The following is a 253-nucleotide window of genomic DNA, read 5'->3' as shown; positions in this document are numbered from 1 at the left end:
ATGGCCTGGCCTCGGTGCAGCAGCTTGCCGAAGGCGCCACCGTCACCGACGTCTTCAGCTACACCAACTCGGACAACCACGGCGGCTCTTCGTCCGCCAACCTGACCATCACCATCACCGGCACCAATGACGCGCCGGTGGCGGTGGCCGATGCGGCGGCGGTGAAGGAAGACACCAACACGCTGGCCGATCCCAATCCGGTCAGCGGCAATGTGCTTTCCAACGACACCGATGTCGACAATGGCGACACGCA

General features: G+C 64.0%; 1 protein-coding gene. It reads left to right on the top strand.

Annotated elements, in window-relative coordinates:
• A partial coding sequence (locus tag EN845_RS35210) for a VCBS domain-containing protein (protein ID WP_135931371.1) occupies nt 1–253 on the top strand: 253 nt, incomplete at both ends.

The organism is Mesorhizobium sp. M8A.F.Ca.ET.202.01.1.1, from assembly GCF_004791595.1.
GTDB lineage: Bacteria > Pseudomonadota > Alphaproteobacteria > Rhizobiales > Rhizobiaceae > Mesorhizobium.
The sequence above is the reverse complement of the archived record's forward strand: the minus strand, read 5'-3'. Positions and strand labels throughout refer to the sequence as shown.